General features: G+C 64.7%; 19 protein-coding genes. 12 read left to right on the plus strand and 7 right to left on the minus strand.

Translation table 11 applies throughout. The features are described from left to right. Nucleotides 1–23 precede the first annotated feature (23 nt). Both HZZ13_RS24820 and HZZ13_RS24825 read right to left on the minus strand, forming a co-directional pair. Nucleotides 24–1538, minus strand: a complete 1515-nt coding sequence (locus HZZ13_RS24820) for an amidase (protein WP_197962129.1) — start codon at nucleotides 1536–1538, stop codon at nucleotides 24–26. Between the two features lie 163 nt (nucleotides 1539–1701). Then, a complete protein-coding gene (locus tag HZZ13_RS24825) occupies nucleotides 1702–2886 on the minus strand; it encodes a substrate-binding domain-containing protein (protein WP_197962130.1) in 1185 nt (394 codons plus the stop codon). Between the two features lie 179 nt (nucleotides 2887–3065). Between HZZ13_RS24825 and HZZ13_RS24830 the strand changes: the two genes are divergently transcribed. Beyond that, a complete protein-coding gene (locus HZZ13_RS24830) occupies nucleotides 3066–3509 on the plus strand; it encodes a MarR family winged helix-turn-helix transcriptional regulator (RefSeq protein WP_197962131.1) in 444 nt (147 codons plus the stop codon). Between the two features lie 168 nt (nucleotides 3510–3677). Here the strand turns inward: HZZ13_RS24830 and secA are convergent, their stop codons facing one another. Next, complete coding sequence (gene secA / locus HZZ13_RS24835) at nucleotides 3678–6518, minus strand: preprotein translocase subunit SecA (protein ID WP_197962132.1); 2841 nt, start codon at nucleotides 6516–6518, stop codon at nucleotides 3678–3680. 352 nt (nucleotides 6519–6870) lie between these two features. Between secA and HZZ13_RS24840 the strand changes: the two genes are divergently transcribed. Continuing rightward, nucleotides 6871–7773, plus strand: coding sequence for a peptidylprolyl isomerase (locus tag HZZ13_RS24840; RefSeq protein WP_197962133.1), 903 nt, complete (start codon nucleotides 6871–6873; stop codon nucleotides 7771–7773). 100 nt (nucleotides 7774–7873) lie between these two features. Continuing rightward, on the plus strand, nucleotides 7874–9115 hold the full coding sequence (gene argJ / locus HZZ13_RS24845) for a bifunctional glutamate N-acetyltransferase/amino-acid acetyltransferase ArgJ (protein WP_197962134.1): 1242 nt from the start codon (nucleotides 7874–7876) through the stop codon (nucleotides 9113–9115). Nucleotides 9116–9127: 12 nt separating this feature from the next. On the opposite strand, the gene HZZ13_RS24850 is transcribed toward argJ, so the two are convergent. Continuing rightward, the gene (locus HZZ13_RS24850; RefSeq protein WP_197962135.1) at nucleotides 9128–10453 is read right to left on the minus strand and encodes a TadE/TadG family type IV pilus assembly protein; all 1326 of its coding nucleotides are present in this window, start codon (nucleotides 10451–10453) and stop codon (nucleotides 9128–9130) included. A gap of 138 nt (nucleotides 10454–10591) precedes the next feature. On the opposite strand from HZZ13_RS24850, the gene HZZ13_RS24855 reads away from it, so the two are divergent. Further along, complete coding sequence (locus HZZ13_RS24855; RefSeq protein ID WP_197962136.1) at nucleotides 10592–11002, plus strand: (deoxy)nucleoside triphosphate pyrophosphohydrolase; 411 nt, start codon at nucleotides 10592–10594, stop codon at nucleotides 11000–11002. A gap of 100 nt (nucleotides 11003–11102) precedes the next feature. Here the strand turns inward: HZZ13_RS24855 and HZZ13_RS24860 are convergent, their stop codons facing one another. Further along, complete coding sequence (locus HZZ13_RS24860) at nucleotides 11103–11951, minus strand: methyltransferase domain-containing protein (protein WP_197962137.1); 849 nt, start codon at nucleotides 11949–11951, stop codon at nucleotides 11103–11105. A gap of 64 nt (nucleotides 11952–12015) precedes the next feature. Here HZZ13_RS24860 and HZZ13_RS24865 point away from each other — a divergent pair, with 64 nt between their 5' ends. Genes HZZ13_RS24865 through HZZ13_RS24880 form a run of 4 tightly spaced genes read left to right on the plus strand, consistent with a single transcriptional unit; the run spans nucleotide 12016 to nucleotide 14490 of the window. Then, nucleotides 12016–12825 (plus strand): ComF family protein, encoded by an 810-nt coding sequence (locus HZZ13_RS24865; protein ID WP_197962138.1) that lies wholly within the window; start codon nucleotides 12016–12018, stop codon nucleotides 12823–12825. A gap of 35 nt (nucleotides 12826–12860) precedes the next feature. Continuing rightward, nucleotides 12861–13136, plus strand: coding sequence for a glutaredoxin 3 (grxC, locus tag HZZ13_RS24870; RefSeq protein WP_197962139.1), 276 nt, complete (start codon nucleotides 12861–12863; stop codon nucleotides 13134–13136). Further along, nucleotides 13133–14011, plus strand: coding sequence for a carbon-nitrogen hydrolase family protein (locus tag HZZ13_RS24875; protein WP_197962140.1), 879 nt, complete (start codon nucleotides 13133–13135; stop codon nucleotides 14009–14011). The genes grxC and HZZ13_RS24875 overlap by 4 nt, the downstream gene beginning before the upstream one ends. Beyond that, nucleotides 14008–14490 (plus strand): DUF1178 family protein, encoded by a 483-nt coding sequence (locus HZZ13_RS24880; protein WP_197962141.1) that lies wholly within the window; start codon nucleotides 14008–14010, stop codon nucleotides 14488–14490. Before HZZ13_RS24875 ends, HZZ13_RS24880 begins: the two co-directional genes overlap by 4 nt. On the opposite strand, the gene HZZ13_RS24885 is transcribed toward HZZ13_RS24880, so the two are convergent. Continuing rightward, the gene (locus tag HZZ13_RS24885; protein WP_197962212.1) at nucleotides 14487–15386 is read right to left on the minus strand and encodes an EamA family transporter; all 900 of its coding nucleotides are present in this window, start codon (nucleotides 15384–15386) and stop codon (nucleotides 14487–14489) included. The two genes, HZZ13_RS24880 and HZZ13_RS24885, sit on opposite strands and share 4 nt — an antisense overlap. 145 nt (nucleotides 15387–15531) lie before the next feature. Continuing rightward, the gene (locus HZZ13_RS24890) at nucleotides 15532–16188 is read right to left on the minus strand and encodes a DedA family protein (RefSeq protein WP_197962142.1); all 657 of its coding nucleotides are present in this window, start codon (nucleotides 16186–16188) and stop codon (nucleotides 15532–15534) included. A gap of 296 nt (nucleotides 16189–16484) precedes the next feature. Here HZZ13_RS24890 and cobS point away from each other — a divergent pair, with 296 nt between their 5' ends. Genes cobS through HZZ13_RS24910 form a run of 4 tightly spaced genes read left to right on the plus strand, consistent with a single transcriptional unit; the run spans nucleotide 16485 to nucleotide 20896 of the window. Beyond that, the gene (gene cobS / locus HZZ13_RS24895; RefSeq protein WP_197962143.1) at nucleotides 16485–17483 is read left to right on the plus strand and encodes a cobaltochelatase subunit CobS; all 999 of its coding nucleotides are present in this window, start codon (nucleotides 16485–16487) and stop codon (nucleotides 17481–17483) included. A 16-nt stretch (nucleotides 17484–17499) separates the two neighbouring features. Next, nucleotides 17500–17910, plus strand: a complete 411-nt coding sequence (locus HZZ13_RS24900) for a GNAT family N-acetyltransferase (RefSeq protein WP_197962144.1) — start codon at nucleotides 17500–17502, stop codon at nucleotides 17908–17910. Continuing rightward, nucleotides 17907–19814, plus strand: coding sequence for a cobaltochelatase subunit CobT (gene cobT / locus HZZ13_RS24905; RefSeq protein WP_197962145.1), 1908 nt, complete (start codon nucleotides 17907–17909; stop codon nucleotides 19812–19814). The genes HZZ13_RS24900 and cobT overlap by 4 nt, the downstream gene beginning before the upstream one ends. Then, nucleotides 19811–20896 carry an esterase-like activity of phytase family protein gene (locus tag HZZ13_RS24910; protein WP_197962146.1) on the plus strand — a complete coding sequence of 362 codons (1086 nt, stop codon included), beginning with the start codon at nucleotides 19811–19813 and terminating at the stop codon, nucleotides 20894–20896. Before cobT ends, HZZ13_RS24910 begins: the two co-directional genes overlap by 4 nt. Nucleotides 20897–21075: the final 179 nt, after the last annotated feature.

The following is a 21075-nucleotide window of genomic DNA, read 5'->3' on the forward strand; positions in this document are numbered from 1 at the left end:
GTCAGCCTGCATCAACATTTGTTTCACATCTTCTTCCAGTCGCCGATTTGCTCGAAGGCGTGCGCGGCGCGGTAGATAGTGGATTCCTCGAACATGCGGCCGACCAGCATCAGGCCGATGGGCAGGCCGTCGACAATGCCGCAGGGCAGCGACATCGCGGGATGGTGGGTGATGTCGAACGGCGCGGTGTTCGAGATCATCTCGAGCGCGCGGGCAACATATTCCTCACGGCTGGCGTTGGGCTCCGGCAGCTTGGTCGCCTTCATCGGCGTGGTCGGCAGCAGGAGCAGATCGTAATCCGCAAAGGCCTTGTCGTAGGCCGCAGTCAGCCGGCGCGAGATGTTGAGCGCCTTGCCGTAGAAGCGGGGACCGAAATTGTTGTTGATGTAGGTGCCAAGCATCATGAAAAGCTTCGTGGTCTCGGACAGCGAGTCGGCCTGCCGGCGCCAGCCGCGATGGAAATCCATCAGCGAGGTCGAATAGAGATCGCCGCGGCTGAGGCCGTAGCCGTCGCCGAACATCATGGTCTGGGTCAGGCCTTCGGTGCCGATCGGCGTCCAGATCGCTCCGCCCATGAGGTGCATCGGGATCGAGACGGTCTCTACGGTGGCGCCCAGATCCTTGAAGCGTTTTGCGGCCTCGCGCACGCTTTCGTTCACCGCGGACTCGGCGGTCGGCTGCTCGAAACCTTCCTTGAGGATGCCGATCTTCATGCCCTTGACGCCCTGGCCGAGCGCCTTGGTGTATTCCTCGACCTTCGGGGCCTTGATCCTGGGATCGTAGCCGTCGTCGCCGGCGAGCACTTCGAGCAGCAGGGCGTTGTCGGCGACGGTCGCGGTCATCGGGCCGGTGTGATCGACATAGATCTCGATCGGCATGATGCCGGTGTAGGGGACGAGGCCCCAGGTCGGCTTCATGCCGTAAACGCCGCAGAACGACGACGGCATGCGGATCGAGCCGCCCTGGTCGCCGCCGATCGCCATGTCGACCTCGCCGAGCGCGACCACGACGCCCGAGCCCGACGACGAGCCGCCGGCCGAGTAGCCCATCTTGTGCGGATTATGTACCGGTCCATAGGAGCCGGTGTGGCTGCCGCCGGACAGGCAGAAATGCTCGCAATGCACCTTGCCCTTGATCTCGGCGCCGGCATCCAGCATGCGCGTGACGATGGTGGCGTCGAAATCGGGCACATAGCCTTCCAGCGTCGACGAGCCGTTGGTCATGGGCACGCCGGCCAGCATGATGTTGTCCTTCAGCGCGACGGTCTTTCCCTTGAGCTTGCCGCTGGCGGCACCCTTCACGGTCGACTTGCGATACCAGGCATTGCGGGGGTTCTCCTCCGCCGAGGGCCGGTAGCCCGGCGTGCGCGGATATTTCACTTCGGGCAATTCGTCCGGCATCGCCGCAACGAGATTGTAGGCTTCGATCGAGCCCCGCATGAGACCGCGGAACGAGGCGACGTCGTCATCGGTGAGCGAAAGGCCGCACTGCTCGGCGACACTGCGAAGTTGGGCTGGCGTGGGAAGGGCAACTGTCACGGCGCTCTCCTTGAAGGCTTCTTGATCCCTGGCATTGGACGGAAGCCTCTCGCTCGCGCCTTCACGGCGCGGGCCAACCGGCTTCACGGCGATATTACAGACGGAAATATTTTCCTTTTCAAGTATTATTTCGCAAATCCGCCGCGGCTTATCGGCGGCCGGCTTAGAGCGTCTTGATGATCTTGAAATCGAGACCGTCGGCTTCGGCGAAGTACATCGGCATCTCGGCGCGGCCGTCGCGAAGCGTTACGGGACCGCGGCCCGCCGAGTAGACGGTGTTCCGCGCGGCCTTCAGCAGCGGACGAAAGGCCAATGATCCGGCGCGGTTGGCGACGGATTCCAGAAAGCGCAGCCCCTCATAGTTCGACTGACCGACCGAGCCGACCGGCGGCGCGTTGGCACCGAACATGGAATAATAGGCACTGAGGAACTCGTCATTTGCGCGCGAGACCAGGCCGTTGAAATAGCCGGAGGCGCAGAACAGATTTTCGGTGTTGTCGGCGCCGATGCCGAGCAGCACGGTCTCGTCCATCGCACCTGCAAGCCGCAGCGTCGAGGTGGCAAGGCCCGCTTCGGCGAAGGCGCGGTTGAAGGTGATGCTGTCGGTGCCGATCAGCGAGATCAGCACCACATCGGGCCGGGCGGCGCGGATGCGCGCCAGATGCGGCTCGTGATTGTCCTCGCCGACAGGGACGAACTCCTCGCCGACGACCTGGCCGCCCGCCTCCTTGATGTAGCGCTTGACCGCGCGATGCGACTGCCAGGGCCAGACGTAGTCACTGCCGATCAGGTACCAGCGCGCCGCCTTCTTGACGTCAGCGAGCCAATGGATCGCCGGCCGACTCTGCCAGCGCGGCGTCTCACCGATCGCCATGACGCCCGGCGTGCGCTCGCCGCCTTCATAGACAGGCGTGTAGATGTAGGGGATGCGGTTGCCGGTGACCTTGCGCAGCGCGACGCGGACCGCGCTGATATGCGAGCCCATGATGAGGTCGACCTCGTCGAAGGCGATCGCCTGCTCGGCGCGGCGCACCACCTCCTCGATCGGTCCGCCGGAATCGTAGATCGACAGTTCTAGCTCGCGGCCCAGAATGCCGCCGCGCTTGTTGATCTCGGCAACCGCTAGCATCGCGCTGTTGGTGGAGGTCGGGCCCCAGATCCCGGGCGAGCCGGTGAAGGTGAGGAAATTGCCGATGCGCAGCTTGCTGCGCGCGCCGCGCCGCCTCATGACATGCGCATCGACCGGAGACAGGTCGAAATCCGCCGCCGATGACGACAAATTCCTGAACAGCAAGGACGGCGGCAACGCCGGGCCGCCGTGAGCCGGGAAGTTTACCGTCGCGTGCACGCCAACTCCTGTCTGAGACCAGACCTGAAAGCACATTGAGCAGGCGGCCGCGGCTTCCGCCCTTTTGTTGGGCAATGATCCTATTTTGAAAATATTGAATATTCAAGAATTGACGTGCATATAGATGCAGCATTGTTTGCAAGACATTCACTCATTTGGGTCAAGACGAAGTCTTAGCCGTGGCAAAACCGCCGAAAGAAAACTCCCCGATCACCGAACACCTCGCCTACCTGCTCGCGCAAGCCAACCGGGAGATCAACCGGCAGCTCGAACTGCGGTTGAGCAAGGAAGGCGTACCTGTCGAGCAATGGCGCATCCTGAAAGTGCTGTCGGATGGCGAGGGCCATTCGATGGGCGAGCTTGCGGACGCCGTCCTGCTCAACCATCCGACACTGACCAAGATGATCGACCGCATGGTCTCCGACACGCTGGTCTACCGCGTGCAGGACCCGAACGACCGCCGCAAGGTGCTGATGTTCATCTCCGACCGCGGCAAAGTGCTGTGCAAGAAGCTCAACTCGCTCGCGGTCGACCAGGAGGAACACATCCTGGAGAACTACGGCGACAAGTCGACGAGCGAATTGAAGCGGCTGCTGGAGAGCTTGATCGACAGTTCGAATTGAGAGTCGGCGCGACATACTCCGCCGTCATCGCCCGATTTAATCGGGCGATCCAGTATTCCAGAGACGGATGTGATTGAGCCGAGAAGCCGCGGCGTACTGGATCGCCCGGTCGAGCCGGGCGACGACAGCGCTGCGTGAGGCGCGAACTTCCCTCAGCCGCGCTGAACCTTACGCATACCGGCCGTGGCAGTGCTTGTACTTCCTGCCACTTCCGCACGGGCAGTCCTCGTTGCGGCCAACCTTGCCCCAGCTCGCCGGGTTCTTCGGATCGCGCAGCGCGGCGTCGGTGGCCTGGGCGCCGAGGGTGACGCTGGCGAGGGCCATCTCGTCCTCGCCGGTGTTCGGATCGAACTTGTGCGCCTCCATCGGCGGCAGCACCGGGGCTTCCTGCTCCGGCGGGACGATCTCGACGCGCATCAGCTGCGCCGTGACGGCCTCGCGCAGGTGAGCGCTCATCTCCTGGAAGAGATTGAAGGCTTCGGTCTTGTATTCCTGCAGGGGATCGCGCTGGCCGTAGCCGCGCAGGCCAATGACCTGGCGCAGGTGGTCGAGCATGATCAGGTGCTCGCGCCAGAGATGGTCGAGCGTCTGCAAGAGGATGGTCTTCTCGACGTAACGCATCACGTCGGGACCCCATTGCGCGACCTTGGCCGCCATGTGCTCGTCGGCCTTGGTCTCGATGCGCGTGAGCAGCTCCTCGTCGGCGATGCCCTCTTCCTTGGCCCATTCGTCGACCGGCAGGTCGAGATCGAGCACGCGCTTCAATTCCTCCTTCAGACCCGCGACGTCCCACTGCTCGGCGTAGGCATGCTCGGGCACGTGCTTGGCGACGAGGTCGTCGATGAAGGCGTGGCGCATGTCGGCGATCGTCTCGGCGACGCTCTCGTCCTTCATCAGCTCGACGCGCTGGTCGAAGATCACCTTGCGCTGGTCGTTCTGGACGTTGTCGAACTTGAGCAGGTTCTTGCGGATGTCGAAGTTGCGCGCCTCGACCTTCTGCTGCGCCTTCTCCAGCGCCTTGTTGATCCAGGGATGGATGATGGCCTCGCCCTCCTGCAGGCCGAGACGCTGCAGCATGCTGTCGAGGCGGTCCGAGCCGAAGATGCGCATCAAATCGTCTTCGAGCGACAGGAAGAATTTCGAGCGGCCGGGATCGCCCTGACGGCCGGAACGGCCGCGCAGCTGGTTGTCGATGCGGCGGGATTCGTGGCGCTCGGAGCCGATGATGTAGAGGCCGCCGGGCTTCTTCACGGTCTTGGCGGGCTTGGATCCCTTGGCCGGCTCGACCTCGACGGTCTCCTCGGCCTTCAGCACGATGTCGCGGAAGTGCTCGATATCGGCCTTGATCTGCTCGATCTTCCTGGCCTTCTCGGCCTCGTCGGTGATGCCCGCCGTCTCCTGCTGGATGCGCATCTCCAGGGAGCCGCCGAGTTTGATGTCGGTGCCGCGGCCAGCCATGTTGGTGGCGATCGTGATCGCGCCCGGGACGCCGGCTTCGGCGACGATATAAGCTTCCTGCTCGTGGAAGCGCGCGTTCAGCACCGCAAACAGCTTCGCCGGCTTGCCAGCGCGGGCCGCGGCATAGAGCTTGTCGAGCGCGCCCTCCTTGCCGAAATCGATCTGCTTGTAGCCGTTCTTCTTGAGGAATTCGGCCAGCACTTCCGACTTCTCGATCGAGGCGGTGCCGACCAGCACCGGCTGCAGCCGCGCATTGGCGCGCTCGATCTCGGCGAGAATGGCCTGATATTTTTCCTTCTGGGTTCGATAGACCTCGTCGTCCTCGTCGAGGCGCGCGACCGGCAGATTGGTCGGGATCTCCACGACCTCGAGCTTGTAGATGTCGAACAATTCGTCCGCTTCGGTCGCGGCGGTGCCGGTCATGCCCGCCAGCTTCTCGTACATGCGGAAGTAGTTCTGGAAGGTGATCGAGGCCAGCGTCTGGTTTTCGGGCTGGACCTGGACGTGCTCCTTGGCTTCCAGAGCCTGGTGCAGACCTTCCGAATAGCGGCGGCCCGGCATCATGCGGCCGGTGAACTCGTCGATGATGACGACCTCGTTGTCGCGGACGATATAGTCCTTGTCGCGCGTGAACAGCGTGTGGGCGCGCAGCGCCTGGTTGATGTGGTGCACGACCGAGACGTTCTCGACGTCGTAGAGCGACTCGCCCTTGAGCTGGCCGGCATCGCGCAACAGGGTCTCGATCTTCTCCATGCCGGCTTCGGTCAAGGTCACCGTGCGCTGCTTCTCGTCGACCTCGTAATCGGTCTTGTCGAGCTTGGGCAGAAAGCCGTCGATGGTGTTGTAGAAGTCGGAGCGGTCGTCGAGCGGGCCGGAGATGATCAGCGGCGTGCGCGCTTCGTCGATCAGGATGGAGTCGACCTCGTCGACGATGGCGAAGAAGTGCGGCCGCTGGACCATGTCCTCGAGCCGGTACTTCATGTTGTCGCGCAGATAGTCGAAGCCGTATTCGTTGTTGGTGCCGTAGGTGATGTCGCAGGCATAGGCCGCCTTGCGCTCGGCATCGTCGAGGCCATGCACGATCACGCCGGTGGTCATGCCGAGGAAGCCGTAGATCTGGCCCATCCAGCCGGAGTCGCGGCGGGCGAGGTAGTCGTTGACGGTGACGACGTGAACGCCCTTGCCGGCGAGCGCGTTGAGATAGACCGCGAGCGTTGCGACCAGCGTCTTGCCTTCGCCGGTCTTCATCTCGGCGATATCGCCCTCGTGCAGCACCATGCCGCCGATCAGCTGGACGTCGAAATGGCGCTGGCCGAGCGTACGCTTGGCGGCCTCGCGCACGGTGGCGAAGGCGGGGACCAGCAGGTCGTCCAGCGTCTTGCCATTTGCGAGCTGCTGCTTGAATTCCGCGGTGCGGGCCTTGAGGGCGTCGTCGGAGAGCTTGGCGAGCTCAGGCTCCAGCGCGTTGATCGCGTTGACGCGGGATTGATATCCCTTCACCCGCCGGTCGTTGGCGGAGCCGAAAAACTTGCGGGCGAGCGCGCCGATCATGCCTAGTTCCTGTGTTCGCGTTTCAACCGCGTTGGGCCCAAGAAGTTGTCACCCGCCTGCCTATCAACTCACCGTGACGCTTCGCGGCGTCAGAGCCCCGACTGCGGGGGTCGTCCGCCATATGGGTGGGAATTGGGCAAGTCTGGGTTCAACGGCCAAAAACGCAGCAAAATAAACGCCATCGCCATGGTCGCGACCAGGCAGAGATATGGCCCGGTCAGGGCCTTGTCAACGGCGGCCGCATTGCGGCTAATTCATCATTTTGACAGACTTTTCGCGTTGCCAAGCCCCCCTGATTGGGCGAGTGTCCGCCCCGCTCGAGCAGCCCCCTGCTTCAACATAAGGATTTTCCATGACCGCCTCGTTCCCGGTAACCCAGCGCTTCCGCTCCGCCTCCGCCCTGGTTGGCAGCCTCGCTCTGGCGCTATCCCTGGCGTTTGCGGGCCCGCTCCGGGCCGCCGATGATCCGGTGCTGGCGAAGGTCAATGGTGCGGAAATCAAGAAGAGCGACGTCGCCATGGCCGAGGAGGAGCTCGGGCCGAGCCTCGCCCAGATGGACCCGGCGACCAAGGACGAGAACGTCCTGTCGTTCCTGATCGACATGAAGATCGTCAGCAAGGCTGCCGAAGACAAGAAAATCGCCGACAGCGACGAGTTCAAGAAGCGCCTCGCCTTCGCGCGCAACCGGCTTCTGATGGACAGCCTGCTCGCGGGCGAGGGCAAGGCCGCCACCACGCCGGACGCCATGAAGAAGGTCTATGAGGAGGCCTCCAAGCAGATCAGCGGCGAGCAGGAGGTGCGCGCCCGCCACATCCTGGTCGAGACCGAGGACGAGGCCAAGGCGGTGAAGGCCGAGCTGGAGAAGGGGGCCGATTTCGCCGAACTCGCCAAGAAGAAGTCCAAGGACCCCGGCTCTGCCGATGGCGGCGATCTCGGCTTCTTCACCAAGGAGCAGATGGTGCCGGAATTCTCGGCCGTGGCCTTCTCGCTGGAGCCGGGCAAGATCTCGGACCCCGTGAAGTCGCAGTTCGGCTGGCACATCATCAAGGTCGAGGAAAAGCGCAACCGTAAGGCGCCCGATTTCGAGCAGGTCAAGGCCCAGATCGAGCAGTACGTGACCCGCAAGGCCCAGGCCGAGTATGTCGCCAAGCTGCGCACCGAAGCCAAGGTCGAGCGGCTGGACCAGCCGGCGGCAGATGCGTCGAAGGATTCCAAGCCGTCCGACAGCAAGATGGCGCCGCCGGCGAAGAAGTAAGAATTCGCTGTCACTTCGCGGACGCCAAGAGTATCTAACGTCGCAATGGCCGGGGCTCCCCCGGCCATCTGCATGTCCAGACCCTACCAAGGCGCCCGCGATGTCCTCCTCCGTTTCTCCCCTCGCCCCCAAAACCGTCCCCGATATGCCCGTGATCGCGGGCGTCCGCCTCGCGACGGCCGAAGCCGGCATCCGCTACAAGAATCGCACCGACGTGCTGCTTGCGGTGATGGACAAGGGCACTGCGGTCGCCGGCGTCTTCACCAGGTCGAAGTGCCCCTCGGCCCCGGTGGAATGGTGCCGCGCCAAGCTGAAGGGCGGCAAGGCGCGCGCGCTGGTGGTCAATTCCGGCAATGCCAACGCCTTCACCGGCAAGACCGGCCGCGCCTCCACCGCGCTGACGGCGAAGATCGCGGCCAAGGCGGTCGGCTGCAGCGAGAGCGAGATCTTCCTGGCCTCGACTGGCGTGATCGGCGAGCCGCTGGACGCCACCAAGTTCGACGGCGTGCTTGGCCGCCTCGCCGACGCCGCCGAGCCCGGCGATTACCTGGCCGCGGCCAAGGCGATCATGACCACCGACACCTTCCCGAAGGTCGCGACCGCGACCGTCAAGCTCGGCAAGGCCAAGGTCACCATCAACGGCATGGCCAAGGGCGCCGGCATGATCGCGCCCGACATGGCGACGATGCTGTCCTTCATCTTCACCGACGCGCCGCTCGCGCCCGCCGCCCTGCAGGCGCTGCTCAAGAGCGGCGTCGAGGACACGTTCAACGCCGTGACCATCGACGGCGACACCTCGACTTCCGACACGCTGCTGGCGTTTGCAACCGGCGCCGCCGCCGAGCAGGGCGCGCCGAAGATCAGCCGCGCCAGCGATCCCAGGCTGAAGGCCTTCGTCAAGGCGTTCAACCAGGTGCTCGCCAATCTCGCCGAGCAGGTCGCCCGCGACGGCGAAGGCGCGCGCAAGCTGGTCGAGATCACCGTCGAGGGCGCCAAGACCAAGGCTTCCGCCCGCAAGATCGCGATGTCGATCGCGAACTCGCCGCTGGTGAAGACCGCAATCGCCGGCGAGGACGCCAATTGGGGCCGCGTGGTGATGGCTGTCGGCAAGGCCGGCGAGCCGGCCGATCGCGACAAGCTCTCGATCTCGTTCAACGGCATCCGCGTCGCCAGGAGCGGCGCGCGCGATCCCGATTATGACGAAGCGCAGGTGTCGGAAGCGATGAAGGCGCCGGAGATCGCGATTCGGGTCTCGCTCGGCCTCGGCAAAGGCCGCGACCGCGTCATGACCTGCGATCTCACCAAGGAATATGTGGCGATCAATGGGGACTACAGGTCGTAGGCGCTAGGGCCGTCACCCGGAGATCCGCGCGTCTGCGACCGCCTTCTTGAACAGGGCGTTCATGGCGTCCGCGATGCCCTGCGTCGGGCTGACCTCGAAATACAGGTCCGGTGAAGCGCAGCTCTGCATGTTCTGTGCGATCTGGCTGTTCGGCGAGGGGCCATAGGGACCGGCATTGAACGGATCGATCCATTTCACGTACCAGGAGTTGGTCGGCAGCGCGAGATACGTCGTGTACAACACCGCGATCTTGACCCCGCGATCCTTCATCGTCTTGCAAAGCGCAGGGTTGAGCGGCGACTGGCAGCGCGTGCTGCCCGAGAGCGGTTTCAGGCATCCGGTGTTGCTCTCGTCGGCAACGCCGTCAGACACAAAGAACAGATATTTGAGCGGACTGGACGACGTTCCGCTTCCGGGTGAACTGATCTCGTTGTTCATTGCAGGAAATATCGCGGTGAACGCGGTGTCCTGATCGTTATTCTCATTCTGGCCGTTCACCGACATCAAATCGATGTTGTTCGCGGCCGATTTGGCGCTGGACAGAGAAGCCGACAACGAGAACAGGCTGCGCAGGCCGAGCGTGCCGGCGGAGGCGCCGAAATCGTAGATCGCCATTCTGAACTGGTTTGAATAGGTTTCGGTCGCGCTCGCCGTGTCCATCAACGACGCCGTCGCGCTCCGAAGCACGTCGATCCGGGTGGTCACGCCAAGCTTCTTGGCAAGATCGTAATAGTTGTTCTTGTCGTTGAGATCGTGGCAGGCGAAAGCGCACTTGTCCGACGTGTTGTTGACCATCTTCTGCACGTCGGCCGGGGTCGCACCGACGCCCATCGACGGCGAATTGTCCAGCAGCAGATAGAAATCGATATAGAGCGGCATGCTGGCCGTCGCCTTCGACGTGCCGCTCAACGTCAGCACGGACTTGCCGATCACGCCGAGAAACATGGTGTTCATTGTTGCGGTGAACGAAACCGTCGCGGTGACGGTCGAGCCTGACTTGACCACGGTCGGCGTGAGGCCGGTCAGCGTGTAGCCGGACTGACTGGCGCGATTGGCATTGAAGATGTTCGTGGCATCCGTGACGCCGACCGAAATCGAGCCGTCCGCAGTCATGTTGCCGGCGGCCTTGAAGGCGGGCGAGGCCTTGGCGATCGAGCCGACACTGGCGGCATCCGCCGCGGCCTGAAGCTTGGACCTTATCAGCGTTGCGCGCGAATAGTCGATGGCGCAGCCGACCGCACTGATCAGGGGAACGCAGGCGAGAGCGAAAATCACCGCGATATTGCCGCCCCGGTCGTGGACGAACCGGCGGAAGAGAACCGAAAGCGCAGCGCGCATGGATTGACCTGGAGTGGTTTAAAGAGTTCCCACTCTAGGAACTGCGGATTAAATATGACTTATGGGGACCTTGGAAACTTGGACTGCAACGAGGTTAACAAACCGTTGCGGTCGATCTTCAGCGAGCGACAGACACGCATGGCCGATCTCAAACTGACACTGGTGGTGGCCTGCGCGCTTGTTGACGCCGACAAGCGCGTCCTGATCGCGCAGCGCCCCGAGGGCAAGGCGTTGGCGGGCCTGTGGGAATTCCCCGGCGGCAAGCTCGAGCCGGGCGAACGGCCGGAGCAGAGCCTGATCCGCGAGCTCCACGAGGAGCTCGGCATCGAAGTCGCCGAGCCGTGCCTCGCGCCGCTGACTTTCGCCAGCTACGGTTACGAGACCTTCCATCTCCTGATGCCGCTCTACATCTGCCGACGCTGGGAGGGGATGGTTACCGCACGCGAGGGCCAGAACCTCGCCTGGGTCCGCGCCAACAAGCTGCGAGACTATCCGATGCCGCCCGCGGACATTCCGCTGATCCCGCATCTGATCGATTTGTTGATGTGATGATGCTCTTGCGTCGTCATTCCGGGGCGCGCGAGCGAACCCGGAATCTCGAGATTCCGGGTTCGATGCTACGCATCGCCCCGGAATGACGGTGCTAGACTTACGTCCTCCCCGCCTTCTTCACCGCCTCCGCCAGGCTTGCTTTCGCCGATCCCGGCTTGAGCGGCTGCTGCTGGCTCGCATGCGGGGCCCAGCCCGAGAGCCAGATGATGTCGAACGTCGCGCGGATACGGCCGTCGGGATCGGCAAAGCGCTCCGCGTAGATCTCGGCCATCCGCAGCAGCGTCGCACGGCGCGTCGGCGTTCGCCGTCGCTCGATCAGCACATTGGCTGCGCCCATGCGGCGCAGATCCTGCATCAAGGCGAACGCATTTCCGTAGCGCACCACGACACGATCGACGTCGGTCACCGGCAGTGCAAAGCCCGCCCGCTGCAATAGCGCGCCGATATCGCGGAGGTCGGCGAACGGTGCGACACGCGGCGATACGCCGCCCTCGCATTCGGCTTCCGCCGCGGCAAAGGCCTGCCGCAGCTCGGTCAGGCTGTCGCCGCCAATCATAGCGGCGAGCAAGAGCCCGTCCGGCTTCAGCGCCCGACGAACCTGCGCCAGCACGCCGGGAAGATCGTTGACGAATTGCAGCGCCAGCGCCGAGACGACGAGATCGAGGCTTTCCGGCGCGAAAGGCAGCTTCTCCGCGCCGGCCGCGTCGAGCGCGATGTGTTCGATGGAGGGAAGCCGCGTGCGCAACGCCGCCAACCCCACGCCGGGCGTCCAGAGGTCGGCGGGAGCGTGAAACTCCCGCATCACTGCCGCCAACCGGTCGGACATGTCCTCGGCAGCGCGGTCGAGCAGGAAGCTCACGGGCCCTTGCGCCTGCGCACGCCGCTGCCGTGCGTGCAGCAAGGCGCGATCGAACAAGGCGGGCGGGATTTGAGCGGTCTGGACCATGCCGCTGGTTACGCCGATCTCCGCGGTTCTGGCAATCCGCTGCGTGCAGCGTTAGCCTCCGCACATGGACGCCGACGCCACCCCCATCCGTTCCATTGCCGCACCGCTGCGGACCGCGTGGACGACCGGCCGCCACGTGCTGGCGCGGGCGGCGCGGCTGGCGCTCGACATCGCGCTGCCGACACAGTGCGTATCCTGCCAGGAGCCGGTCGACGGCGAGGGCGTTTGCGCCTCGTGCTGGGCCCGGCTGTCGTTCATCGAAAGGCCCTATTGCCCTCGGCTCGGCATTCCTTTCGTTTATGATCCCGGCCCGGAGATGCTGTCGATGGAGGCGATCGCGAGCCCGCCGGCCTACCAGCGCGCCCGCGCGGCGGTGCGCTATGACGACGTCGCGCGCACGCTGGTGCATGCGCTGAAGTACCAGGACCGCACCGATCTGGCACCGGCCATGGGCCGCTGGATGGCGCGTGCCGGCGGCGAGTTGCTGACCGGCGCCGACATGCTGGTGCCCGTGCCCCTGCATTGGCGGCGGGCCTGGCGGCGCCGCTACAACCAGTCCGGAGCGCTCGCCCGTGTGATCGAGCGGCAGAGCGGGGTCAGGGTGCGAGGCGACGTGCTGCGGCGGGTCCGTGCCACCGAGCAGCAGATCGGCCTGTCGCGAGCCCAGCGCGCCACCAATGTGCAGGGCGCATTCCAGGTATCTGCCGACCGGCAGGCCGAGGTCCAGGGCCGCCGCGTTGTCCTGATCGACGATGTCCTGACGTCAGGGGCGACGCTCGATGCCTGCGCGCGAGCCCTGCTCCGTGCCAAGGCGGCCCAGGTCGACGTGCTGGTCTTTGCCCGGGTTGTCGAGAGCGGCCCCCGTCCCATATAATTCAATGAATTCATGACATGAGAGCGCCAGACGAAATGACTGCTGCTGTCGAGATCTACACCCGGCCAGGCTGCGGCTATTGTTCCGCCGCCAAGTCGCTGCTGACCCGCAAGAAGGCGACCTTCACCGAATTCGACGTCGCCAAGAACCCGTCTTGGCGCCAGGAAATGTACGGCCGCGCCGGCCAAGGTTCGACGTTCCCGCAGATCTGGATCGGCGGCGCCCATGTCGGCGGCTGCGATGATCTCTACGCGCTCGACCGCGAAGGCAAGCTCGACGGCATGCTCGAAAGCATCAAGGCGGTGTCATGAGCGAGAACGGCACGTTCACCGCCGCCATGGTGCAGATGCGCACCGGCCTGATGCCGGGGCCGAGCCTCGAGCAGGCCACGAAGCTGATCCGGCAGGCTGCGGCCAATGGCGCCGATTACGTGCAGACGCCCGAAGTCAGTAACATGATGCAGCTGAACCGCAAGGCATTGTTCGAGCATCTCCAGAGCGAAGAGGACGACACCTCGCTAAAGGCCTACCGTGCGCTGGCGGCGGAGCTGCAGATTCATCTCCATGTCGGCTCGCTGGCGCTGCGCTTTTCACCGGAGAAGGCCGTCAACCGCTCCTTCCTGATCGGGCCCGAGGGCAACGTGCTCGCGAGCTACGACAAGATCCACATGTTCGACATCGAGCTGCCGGACGGCGAGAGCTATCGGGAATCCGCCAATTACCAGCCGGGCGAGACCGCCGTGATCTCCGATCTGCCCTGGGGACGCATCGGGCTGACGATCTGCTACGACGTGCGCTTCCCCGCGCTGTACCGCGCGCTCGCCGAAAGCGGCGCATACTTCATCACCGTGCCCTCGGCGTTCACCCGCAAGACCGGCGAAGCGCATTGGCACGTGCTGCTGCGCGCCCGCGCGATCGAGACCGGCTGCTTCATCTTTGCCGCGGCTCAGGCAGGGCTGCACGAGAACAAGCGCGAGACCTATGGTCACTCCCTGATCATCGACCCCTGGGGCGAGATCCTCGCCGAGGGCGACGTTGAGCCCGGCATCATCATGGCCAAGATCGACCCGGCCAGGGTCGAGACCGCGCGCCGAGCGATTCCCTCGCTCCAGCACGGCCGCCGCTTCGGCGTCTCCGACCCCAAGGCGGGGCCGGACCATTTGCACCTCGTGCGGGGATCGGCATGATCCGCTACGCGCTGCGCTGCGACCGCGACCATGACTTCGAGAGCTGGTTCCAGAGTTCGTCCGCCTATGATTCGCAGGTGAGGCGGAAGCTCGTGACCTGCCCGATCTGCGGCTCAGCCAAGGTCGGCAAGGCGATCATGGCGCCGCGCATCGTCGGCAAGAAGGGGCGCGGTCGCGCCACACCGCCGCCGGAGCCCGTGGCTGCGACCACGCCCGAGGCTGCGCCGTCAGGGCCGACCTCGCTGCTGATGGCGCAGGAGCGCGAGCTGCGCGCCAAGCTGAAAGAGTTGCGCGATCATATCGTCAAGAACGCCGACAATGTCGGCGACCGCTTTGCCAACGAAGCGCGCGCCATGCATTACGGCGACAAGGAGCACCGCCCGATCTACGGCGAGGCCTCGCCCGAAGAGGCGAAGTCGCTGATCGAGGAAGGCATCGAGGTGTCGCCGCTGCCGACCCTGCCGGAAGACAGGAACTAGGCTCCCACCAGCACCGCAACGCCGATCACGATCAGCGCGATGCCAAGAATCTCGCGTGGCGCGACCGGCTGCTTGAACGAGTAATAGGCAACGGCTTGCGCGAACAGCACCTCGATCAGCGCGAGCGTGCGGACATTGGCGGCGGCCGTCAGCGCAAAGGCAAGGAACCAGAATTGCGAGGCGAAGGCGCCGATGAAGCCCGCGAGCATCGACGGTCGCCATAACCCGAGGATTCCGCGCAGCACATCCGGCGCGCGCCAGAGCAGATAGATCGTCAGCACCAGCGTCTGCACGAACAGGCCGAGCACCAGCGTGATTGACGCCGCGGTCACGAAGGACACGCCGGGCACATTGATGATGGCGCCGCGAAAGCCGACCGCAGAGAGTGCGAAGGCCGCGGCCGCGACAAGGCCCGTGATGGTCGGCTTCAGCTCCGCAAAGCTCTTCTCGCCGCCGGGACGGAGCGCGGTGATGACCACGCCGATGGTGGCGATCACGATCGCCAGCACCTTCAGCCAGGTCAGGTGATCGCCGAGGAAGACGAAGCCGAAGATCGCGGTCTGGATCGCCTCAGTCTTCAGGTAGGCCGTCGTCACGACAAAGGAGCGGTCGTTCATCGCGAGCAGCATCAGGCCGGTGGCGACGATCTGGCTGAGCGCGCCCAAGAGCAGCCATGGCCAGAACACGGCCGGCGGCGCGCTCAGATGATCGCCGGTCGCGGGCAGCACCAGCCCCAGGAACAGCAGCGAGAACGGAAAGCCGAACAGGAAGCGGATATTGGTCGCGCCCCAGGTCCCCAGCGGCTTCGTCAACGACCGCTGCATCGCATTGCGCGCGACCTGCCCGAGCGCGGCAATGATGGTGAAGGGAATCCAGAGGCTGGCGATGCTGAACATGGGGTGGCGGGCGCGAGGATCCGGGCCAACGTGCCGCTGGCCGTGAAGCAGGTCAATCACACGGATGTCATGGGTGCGATGCTCTCGCAACGAACTCAGTGTCGTCCCTGCAATGCAGGGACGGCGCTTGTGATGCGGCGTCTCCCTAAACCTGCGGCTTTGCCGACGCGCCGCCGCCATTCCGCCGGCGATAGATCCACATCCCCATGCCCAGCACGATCGCAACCCCGAACACGGTCAGCATCCAGATGTGCTTGCCGACATGCGCGTGACGATGCAGCCCGGCATATTCATGCAGGGCCGATACGGCCAGCACGCCCGGCAGCACATGGGCGGGCGCCCAGGCCAGGATCGCCGGAATGTTCACGGCATAGAATGTCGCGGGCGCCATGCCCAGCGCGCCGGCCGTCACCGGGACGAAAGCGCGGATCGGCGGCACGAAGCGGGCAAAGAACACGGCCCAGGTACCGAAGCGGTGGAAGAAATTCTCGCTCTCGGCGACGACGCGGGGATAATTGGTCAGCGGCCAGGCGTTGAGGATCTCGCGCTGCCGCCTGTGCCCGATCCAATAGGCCGACCCGTCGCCGAGTGCGGCACCAATTGCGGCCGCCAGGAGCACCCATGGCAGCTGCAATTCGCCGCCGGGGACCAGGGCGCTCAGCGCCAGGATGATGGTCGAGCCGGGGATCACCGATCCCACCACCGGAACCGCTTCGAGCAGCGCCGCCAGGAACAGGGTTAGATAGGCCAGCCACGCATGGGCCGATACGAAGGCGATGAGGGGATCGAGGAACGACGTCACGGCGTCTCTGATGCGACTGGAGCACTGGGGCCCAAAGCCTACATAGGTAAGCCTATGCGGCACAGTGCCATTTGCGTGGGCAAAACTGCCTTCGTGGCAGGAAATTCCGGCGTGATTCGCAAGGCAGCCCTCCAAAAACTGCGTTCCTTGCCTATCTAAATGAAAAGACAATGGAACTTTGATTGGTGGGCGGGCTTCTGCCGGCTCGTTGTCTCTGATAGGTTGATAATCAGCACCCAGCCGCAGCCAACGTGCGAATAACCGGTTTCGGGACCGCCCGGGACCTCGGAGGATTGATGACGACCGCCGCCCTGTCCAAAGTTGAGGAAGTTTCCGGCCTGCCCGACATGAAGGTGTCGGTGCGCCAGGTGTTCGGGATCGACAGCGATCTCGAAGTCCCGGCCTATTCCGAAGTCGATCCTCACGTGCCCGAAGTCGATTCCGACTATCGCTTCGATCGCGCCACCACGCTGGCCATTCTCGCCGGCTTTGCCAAGAACCGCCGTGTGATGGTCACCGGCTATCACGGCACCGGCAAATCCACCCATATCGAGCAGGTCGCTGCCCGCCTGAACTGGCCCTGCGTGCGCGTCAACCTCGACAGCCATATCAGCCGTATCGACCTCGTCGGCAAGGATTCCATCGTGGTGCGCGACGGCAAGCAGGTCACCGAATTCCGCGACGGCATCCTGCCCTGGGCGCTGCAGAACAACGTCGCGCTGGTGTTCGACGAATACGACGCCGGCCGCCCCGACGTGATGTTCGTGATCCAGCGCGTGCTGGAGGTCTCGGGTCGCCTGACGCTGCTCGACCAGAACAAGGTGATCAAGCCGCATCCGGCCTTCCGGCTGTTCGCCACCGCCAACACCGTCGGCCTCGGCGACACCTCGGGCCTCTATCACGGCACCCAGCAGATCAACCAGGGCCAGATGGACCGCTGGTCGATCGTCACCACGCTGAACTATCTCAGCCACGACGAGGAAGTCGAGATCGTGCTGGCCAAGGCCAAGCACTATCGCAGCCAGGAGGGCCGCGACATCGTCAACAAGATGGTGCGCCTCGCCGACCTCACGCGCAACGCCTTCGCCAATGGCGATCTGTCGACGGTGATGAGCCCGCGCACGGTGATCACCTGGGCGGAAAACTCCGACATCTTCGGCGATATCGGCTTTGCGTTCCGCGTCACCTTCCTCAACAAATGCGATGAGCTCGAACGGCCCCTGGTCGCCGAGTTCTACCAGCGCTGCTTCAATGCGGAGCTGCCGGAATCGGCGGTCAACGTGGCGCTCAGCTGACCCCGATGATCTGACAATGCCAACCATCACCGTCGAGCGCACCATTGGTACCACCAAGAAGGCTGTGCTCGCCGGTCTCGGCGCTTACAACGACGAGAAGTTTGGGAAGCAGAAGGTCAAGAGCATCGCGGTTTCGCTGAAGGACGGCCGCAAGATCGTCGGCGGCATCGTCGGTCAGCTCTGGTCCACGGTTCTGTTCATCCAGTATTTCTGGATCGACCACAGGCAGCGCGGCAAGGGGCACGGCACGAAGCTGATCGCGGCGATCGAGGACGAGGCAAGACGGCTCGGCGCGATCCGAGCCCATGTCGATACGATGAGTTTCCAGGCGCCGGGCTTCTATCGTTCTTGCGGGTACCAGGAATTCGGCACCATCGACGGCTATCCCGGCGGCGTGACGCGCCATTCGTTTACGAAGTCGCTATGAGCACATCATCATCCAACTCCAAATTCCGCAGCAACAAGGAAGCACCGACCGAGCCGTTCAAGCGCTCGGTCGCCTCCTGTCTGAAGGCGATCGCGAAGGCGCCCGAGCTCGACGTCTCCTTCGCGGCCGAGCGCCCGGGCCTTGCGCCCGGCAAGGCGCGGCTGCCCGAGCCGGCGCGCAAGATGAGCAAGCGTGACGCCGCGATCGTCCGCGGCCATGCCGATTCCATCGCGCTCAAGCTCGCCTGTCACGATCCCAAGGTTCACCGCAAGCTGATGCCCGGCAATCCGCAGGCGCGCGGGGTGTTCGAGGCGGTGGAGCAGGCCCGCGTCGAGGCGATCGGCGCGCGCCGCATGGCGGGCGTTGCCAAAAACCTCACCGCGATGCTCGACGACCATTTCCACCGCGGCAAGTTCGACGAGATCACCGACCGCGCCGACGCGCCGCTGGCGGACGCGCTGGCGATGCTGGTGCGCGAGCGCCTCACCGGCATGGCGCCGCCGACGGCGGCCAAGAAGATGGTCGACCTCTGGCGGCCGATCCTCGAAGACAAGATCGGCAAGCGGCTCGACCGGCTCGACGGCGTGCTCGAGGACCAGACCAAGTTCGGCGATGCCGTGCATGACTTGCTCTCGGCGCTCGAGCTCGGCGACGAGCGCAACGCCGACAGCGAGGACGACGACGAGAACGACGAGAACCAGGACGGCGACAACGACCAGTCCGGTGCGGAAGGCTCGCCCGATTCCGACGCTGCGCAGGAGATGAGCGCCGACCAGGCGCAGGCGACCAGCGAGGAGATGAGCGAGAGCGCGATGGAAAGTGCGCAGGCCTCGACCTCCGACACCTTCGACGACGGCGAGCTCGGTGACGACGAGACGCCGGGCGAGGCGACGCGTCCGAACCAGCACGGCAGGAACGAGCCGCGCGGGCCGGAATATCACGCCTTCGCGCCCAAGTTCGACGAGGTCATCGCCGCCGAGGATCTCTGCGACCATGACGAGCTGGAGCGGCTGCGCGCCTATCTCGACAAGCAGCTCGCACATCTGCAAGGCATCGTCGCCCGTCTCGCCAACCGGCTGCAGCGCCGCCTGATGGCGCAGCAGAACCGCGCCTGGGAGTTCGATCTCGAAGAGGGCATTCTGGACCCCGCGCGCCTGTCGCGCGTCGTCACCGATCCCTATCACCCGCTGTCCTTCATGCACGAGAAGGAGGCGACGTTCCGCGATACCGTGGTGACGCTGCTGCTCGACAATTCCGGCTCGATGCGCGGCCGCCCGATCACGGTCGCCGCGACCTGTGCCGACATCCTTGCGCGCACGCTGGAGCGTTGCGGCGTCAAGGTCGAGATTCTCGGCTTCACCACGCGGGCCTGGAAGGGCGGGCAATCGCGCGAGGCCTGGCTTGCCGCCGGCAAGCCGGCCAACCCCGGCCGGCTGAACGACCTCCGCCACATCATCTATAAGTCCGCCGACGCCCCCTGGCGTCGTGCGCGCAAGAACCTGGGCCTGATGATGCGCGAGGGCCTGCTGAAGGAGAACATCGACGGCGAGGCGCTGGACTGGGCGCACAAGCGCCTGCTCGGCCGGCCCGAGCAGCGCAAGATCCTGATGATGATCTCGGACGGCGCGCCGGTCGACGATTCCACGCTGTCGGTCAATCCCGGCAACTATCTCGAGCGGCATTTGCGCCACATCATCGAGGAGATCGAGACCCGCTCGCCGGTCGAGCTGATCGCGATCGGCATCGGCCATGACGTGACGAGATATTATCGTCGCGCCGTGACGATCGTGGACGCCGAGGAGCTCGGTGGCGCGATCACCGAAAAGCTCGCCGAGCTCTTCAGCGAGACCAACACGGTGCCAACGCAAGCGGCCGGTCGCCCGCGACGCAAATTGCATTCGTGAGCACGATTTCATCCCGCCGCAGCTTCCTCAGGCACGCCGCGGCGGGATTCTCCACTCTCGCCGTATCCAGGTTCGCGCAGGCGCAAGCCGCGCACGAGCCGCCAGCGCGCCCGCTTCAGCTCGAGCACGCCGTCACGACGCCCGTCAGCGTCGAGGTCAACGCGCGTCCCATTCCAAATTTCGAGCCGCGCGATCGCACGCGCACGCGCTTCGGCTCGCTGGACTATCGCAGTGGCCTGGTCCTGACCTCGCCCTATCGCGGCTTCGGCGGCCTGTCAGGCCTCCGCTTCCTCGACGGCAAGGGCGAGCGTTTCCTCGCGATCTCCGACCAGGGCGGCTGGTTCACCGGCAGCATCCGCTATTCCGGGCGCGACATGGTCGGCCTTGCCGACGTCGAGGCCGCGCCGCTGCTCGGCGCCGATGGCCGGCCCATCACCGAGAAGAAGCTCTGGTACGACACCGAGGCGCTCGCGCGGGACGGCAGCCTCGTCTATGTCGGGCTCGAGCGCGTCAACCAGATCCTGCGCTACGATTTTGCCAAGGGCGGCACGAGCGCCCGCGGCGAGGTGATCGCCGTCCCGCCGGCGCTGCGCAAGCTGCCCGCAAACAAGGGCCTGGAGGCGATGGTCGTCGTGCCCAAGAGCAAAGACCAGAACTTACCGCTCGCGGGCACCCTGATCGCCTTCTCCGAGCGCGGACTCGATGCCGAAGGCAATCTCATCGCCTTCCTGATCGGCGGGCCTGCGCCAGGCCAGTTCAGCGTGCTGCGTACCGAGAAATACGACATCAGCGATGCCGTGCTGCTGCCCTCCGGCGAACTGCTCATCCTCGAACGCAAATTCTCCTGGTTCACCGGCGTCAACATCCGCATCCGCGCGATCCCGCTGAAGGCAATCGCGCCCGGGGCGCTGGTCGATGGCCCCGCGCTGTTCGCCGCCGATCTCGGCCACGAGATCGACAACATGGAAGGCATCGACGCGCACGTCACGGCCGAGGGTGAGACGGTGCTGACCCTGATCTCCGACGACAATTTCTCGATGCTGCAGCGAACCCTGCTGCTGCAATTCACGCTGGTGGAGTAGCCACAGCTGTCGTCCCGGGGCGCGACGAAGTCGCGAGCTATGATGCGCAATTGCGCATCATAGCTCGCGCTGCGCGCGCCTCGGGACGACGGCGGAGATTGTGTTAGCGACCGTCCGCCAAACCACCACCGCAATGCATGGCCCCACGGCCCGCCATTCCCGCCGCGCAACTAGCAATC

The organism is Bradyrhizobium agreste (assembly GCF_016031625.1).
GTDB lineage: Bacteria > Pseudomonadota > Alphaproteobacteria > Rhizobiales > Xanthobacteraceae > Bradyrhizobium > Bradyrhizobium agreste.

Bases quoted from the DNA above. Each gene is read 5' to 3' on its own strand.
- secA (WP_197962132.1), bottom strand. From the start codon at position 6,518: ATGATCGGCGCGCTCGCCCGCAAGTTTTTCGGCTCCGCCAACGACCGG.
- HZZ13_RS24840 (WP_197962133.1), top strand. From the start codon at position 6,871: ATGACCGCCTCGTTCCCGGTAACCCAGCGCTTCCGCTCCGCCTCCGCC.
- argJ (WP_197962134.1), top strand. From the start codon at position 7,874: ATGTCCTCCTCCGTTTCTCCCCTCGCCCCCAAAACCGTCCCCGATATG.
- HZZ13_RS24850 (WP_197962135.1), bottom strand. From the start codon at position 10,453: ATGCGCGCTGCGCTTTCGGTTCTCTTCCGCCGGTTCGTCCACGACCGG.
- HZZ13_RS24855 (WP_197962136.1), top strand. From the start codon at position 10,592: ATGGCCGATCTCAAACTGACACTGGTGGTGGCCTGCGCGCTTGTTGAC.
- HZZ13_RS24860 (WP_197962137.1), bottom strand. From the start codon at position 11,951: ATGGTCCAGACCGCTCAAATCCCGCCCGCCTTGTTCGATCGCGCCTTG.
- HZZ13_RS24865 (WP_197962138.1), top strand. From the start codon at position 12,016: ATGGACGCCGACGCCACCCCCATCCGTTCCATTGCCGCACCGCTGCGG.
- grxC (WP_197962139.1), top strand. From the start codon at position 12,861: ATGACTGCTGCTGTCGAGATCTACACCCGGCCAGGCTGCGGCTATTGT.
- HZZ13_RS24875 (WP_197962140.1), top strand. From the start codon at position 13,133: ATGAGCGAGAACGGCACGTTCACCGCCGCCATGGTGCAGATGCGCACC.
- HZZ13_RS24880 (WP_197962141.1), top strand. From the start codon at position 14,008: ATGATCCGCTACGCGCTGCGCTGCGACCGCGACCATGACTTCGAGAGC.
- HZZ13_RS24885 (WP_197962212.1), bottom strand. From the start codon at position 15,386: ATGTTCAGCATCGCCAGCCTCTGGATTCCCTTCACCATCATTGCCGCG.
- cobS (WP_197962143.1), top strand. From the start codon at position 16,485: ATGACGACCGCCGCCCTGTCCAAAGTTGAGGAAGTTTCCGGCCTGCCC.
- HZZ13_RS24900 (WP_197962144.1), top strand. From the start codon at position 17,500: ATGCCAACCATCACCGTCGAGCGCACCATTGGTACCACCAAGAAGGCT.
- cobT (WP_197962145.1), top strand. From the start codon at position 17,907: ATGAGCACATCATCATCCAACTCCAAATTCCGCAGCAACAAGGAAGCA.